At 41.1% G+C, this 3,615-nt stretch carries 4 protein-coding genes; 2 read left to right on the forward strand and 2 right to left on the reverse strand.

Annotated elements, in window-relative coordinates; all coding sequences use genetic code 11:
• Positions 1-905, reverse strand: a 905-nt coding sequence (locus tag LC574_RS31175; protein WP_229457447.1) for a serine/threonine-protein kinase, incomplete at its 3' end; no start/stop codon positions are given.
• Between the two features lie 307 nt (positions 906-1,212).
• Positions 1,213-1,428: a hypothetical protein gene (locus LC574_RS31180; protein ID WP_229457448.1), complete on the reverse strand. Its 216-nt coding sequence runs from the start codon at positions 1,426-1,428 to the stop codon at positions 1,213-1,215.
• 450 nt (positions 1,429-1,878) lie between these two features.
• Between LC574_RS31180 and LC574_RS31185 the strand changes: the two genes are divergently transcribed.
• On the forward strand, positions 1,879-3,228 hold the full coding sequence (locus LC574_RS31185) for an ATP-binding cassette domain-containing protein (protein ID WP_229457449.1): 1,350 nt from the start codon (positions 1,879-1,881) through the stop codon (positions 3,226-3,228).
• Between the two features lie 24 nt (positions 3,229-3,252).
• Positions 3,253-3,498 (forward strand): hypothetical protein, encoded by a 246-nt coding sequence (locus tag LC574_RS31190; RefSeq protein ID WP_229457450.1) that lies wholly within the window; start codon positions 3,253-3,255, stop codon positions 3,496-3,498.
• Positions 3,499-3,615: the final 117 nt, after the last annotated feature.

The raw sequence follows: 3,615 nt of genomic DNA on the forward strand, positions 1-3,615 counted from the left end.
ATGGGGTTTTCAATAGTAATGCTTTGCGTTAGCTTTTCCCCTAATCGGTTCGCTTTGAACTCCACCACTGTTTCACTGAAATCAACTCCCGCTACACGGATAACATCAAGTGGCTTGAGTGCTTCTAAAGCTGATTGTGCATTAGCAAAACGGTTTTTTTGTAGCGGTTGTACCATCTTTTCCAACCAACCCAGAAACCGTAGACTCAACCGAGGTAAAAGATGGTGAAACTTGATTAAATATGGATCATCTTCATCTTGCAATTGATCTATTTTTGTTGATTTGATTCCTGTCAGTAAGCAAATCAAGGTTACACCCAAACTATACAAGTCTGTAGCTACTGTTGGTTTAAACATTTGCTCTGGCGGGATAAAACCTGGCGTACCTTTGAATACGCTACTTGCTGCAACTTCCTGACTGCCAATACGAGCAAAACCAAAATCAATTATATAGACATTGAGTTCTTCATCTACCAAAATATTTTCCGGTTTGATATCCCGATGAATTACCGGAGGATTGAGATTTTGCAGGTATCGAAGAATTTCTAAAGCTTTGACAGCAATTTGCTTAACTTCCTCTATTTCAAAGTGACCGAGGAGTTCTGCCAAAGATTGGGCGTTGATATATTCTTGCACCAAACAAAAGCCATCAGACGTAGCAAAGGAATTTATGTAGCGGGGAATACCGGGATGAGCTAGTCCTTGTAGCACTCTAATTTCCCGTTGATGAGCCTCAAACCCCGACCAACTAGAACCAGCTTGAGCAAAGCAAAACTGCTTTATTACCACATGTTCCCCTGTATTAACTTTTGATGCTAGCCAAGTAATCCTTCCTCCTTCCCGATTACGTCCCAATTCTCGCAAAACTTGATAGCCGTGTTCGCTGAAATCTGGATAGCTATTCATAGTTCAAGGGCAACAGTAGGGTATGCCAAATTTGCTGTGTATTACGCAAATACACTTAAATTAGCAGGGGTGATTCAATTAATCAACATTTTTAACAATAGTTATTTATTCTTGTGGGATGGGCGTCTCGCCCGTCCTGGGGCGGGCAAGATGCCATTAGTGTCAAGTTAAGATGAAATCACTGGGGTCAACTAGTATAGCTGGGGACACTTCGGCAAGCTCCCAACGACTACGCTCAGGGCGGCGCAGTGCATCGCTCTTTACTGGGTGAAAAGTCTTTTTGTGTTTAGGTTTTATCCGACTTAAATTAAAATTGAACAAAAATAATAAACGGCTGCCCGAATTCAATAAACGACACCCCGAATTCAATAAACGGCTGCCCGAATTCAATAAACAACACCCCGAATTCAATAAACGGCTGCCCGAATTCAATAAACAACACCCCGAATTCAATAAACAACACCCCGAATTCGATAAACGACTGCCCGAATTCAATAAACGACACCCCGAATTCGATGAACATACCTTTGACATTTGGGCTTCTGCCTTAACTTGACACCAATGGCAAGATGCCCACCCCACAAGATGTATTTAAGATAGAATAAAACTGCTGTAAGTCTTTCTAGTAGGGCTGGGGAGTGTGGAAATAGAAAAAGCGATCGCCTCCTACCTTCCGAAATACCTTCATGCTACACTGTAGTTAATATCAAACCTCATCACAACTCCAACGAGATAACACAAATGAAGTAGTACCAAACACCTGTTGCGCCAAAGCAACAAATGTCAACAAAGAATAAACGCAACTAGTTTGACAGGGTTACTTCACATAGTCATGCACTAAAAATATTGTCATTACTCGTATCTACATTAAACCGCTTGGCAAGTGTCTGCGGCTAAGTTTTTTTTGTGTCTAATCTACCCGTAATTGTTGTGAACACGCGGGTGGAAGTTTGCGAATTGAGGTTTGAGAATAATGCCGAAAAAGTCAATATTATTAGCTGAGAATTTAGCCTACGAACTCAGCTTGGATAGAACTTTGTTTCAAAAAATTCAGGTGAGTATCGAAGCAGGCGATCGCATCGCTTTAGTAGGCCGCAACGGTATAGGAAAATCAACCCTACTCAAAATCATTGCAGGTCAAATTACCCCCAATACAGGCTCAGTTTGGCGTAATGGTGTTGTTTATTATTTGCCACAAATTAGTACTATTAGGCAAGAAATCACAGCAGATACAGTACTAAATTTTTTGGTTTCTGTTTCTGATGATTGGTGGAATATTGAGGATATTTTACAAACGCAATTCCACACAAAACTTGACTTATCTTTACCAATTGGTAACTTGAGTGGTGGAGAACTCACAAAACTATTTCTGGCGATTGGTTTATCTAAACAGCCCAACTTGTTATTGCTGGATGAGCCAACTAACCACATGGATTTGCAAGCGTTAGAAAGCTTAAGCCAGTTTCTTTTGAATTTTAATGGTGCGTATGTAATTGTCTCACACAAACCTTTTTTTCTAGATCAAGTTACAGATGTTACTTGGGAACTTACACCTGTTGGTTTGAAAGTATATGGAGGTAATTTTTCTCAGTATCGAGAACAGAAAGAAATCGAGTTAGCGGTAGCATTGCGATCGCACGAAGCCGCCAGAAAGGAACTCAAACGCACCCAAGCTACCGCTATGCAAGAGCAGCAACGCGCAGCCCAATCTAGCCGCAACGGTCGCGCCAAGTTTCTGAATGGTAGTATTGATAGAATGGCAGCAGGGCTGATTAAAACCAAAGCTGAGGCCTCTACCGGAACTGCGAAAAAAAAACATGAAGCAGCAGTAGCAAAGGCGAATCAAAAGGTTGCAGAGACGAAGATCAAAACTACGAAAGTAACGAGTATTCAGCTAGAAGAAAAAAATCAAAAGCGCCGAAATCTAATTAATATCCAAGGTGCAAATCTTAGGATATCAGAACGTGTATTGATTCAAAATATTCAACTGCATGTATCATCTGGCGATCGCATAGCCATTATCGGCGCAAACGGTTCTGGTAAATCGAGTCTGGTAAAAGCAATTTTGGGCATGGAAAACCAAATAGCAGTTTTGGACTCAGGTGAGGTTTTGCTAGCACCAGCGATGAAAGCTGTATATCTCGATCAAACTTACGAATTGGTAAATCGCCAATACACACTTTTGGAAAATATGCAAGCTGCTAATCCTAATCTCAGCTATCAGCTTTTGCGTCAACAACTAGGACACTTTCTCTTTAAATATGATGACGTTCACAAAAGCGCCTCTGTACTGAGTGGGGGTGAATTGGCAAGATTAGCGTAGGCGTAGCCCGCCGCAGGCATCGCTATGATCAGTATCTCAGAAATCGATCTGCTGATTCTTGATGAGCCAACTAATAACCTGGATATTGAAACTGTTGAACAAATAATAGTAGGGATCAATGACTATCAAGGAGCTATTTGGGTAATTTCCCATGACCTAGATTTCCTTAGCCGGATTAATATTACCCAAAGTTTCAAATTGAAAGAGCAAGCCTTGCAAATGACAACCTATTTACCCAGTACACCAGAGCAATATTATCGAGAGTTTTGAAACATGGAGAAGAAAAAAGATGTATTTCTCGTACTACGTATCGAGAAATACGGCGTCAAGGCATCAAGCCCCTAACTTCAGTTATGGGGTCCCCTACACCCTTACACCCCTAGTTTT

Source organism: Nostoc sp. CHAB 5715, from assembly GCF_020829685.1.
GTDB lineage: Bacteria > Cyanobacteriota > Cyanobacteriia > Cyanobacteriales > Nostocaceae > Nostoc.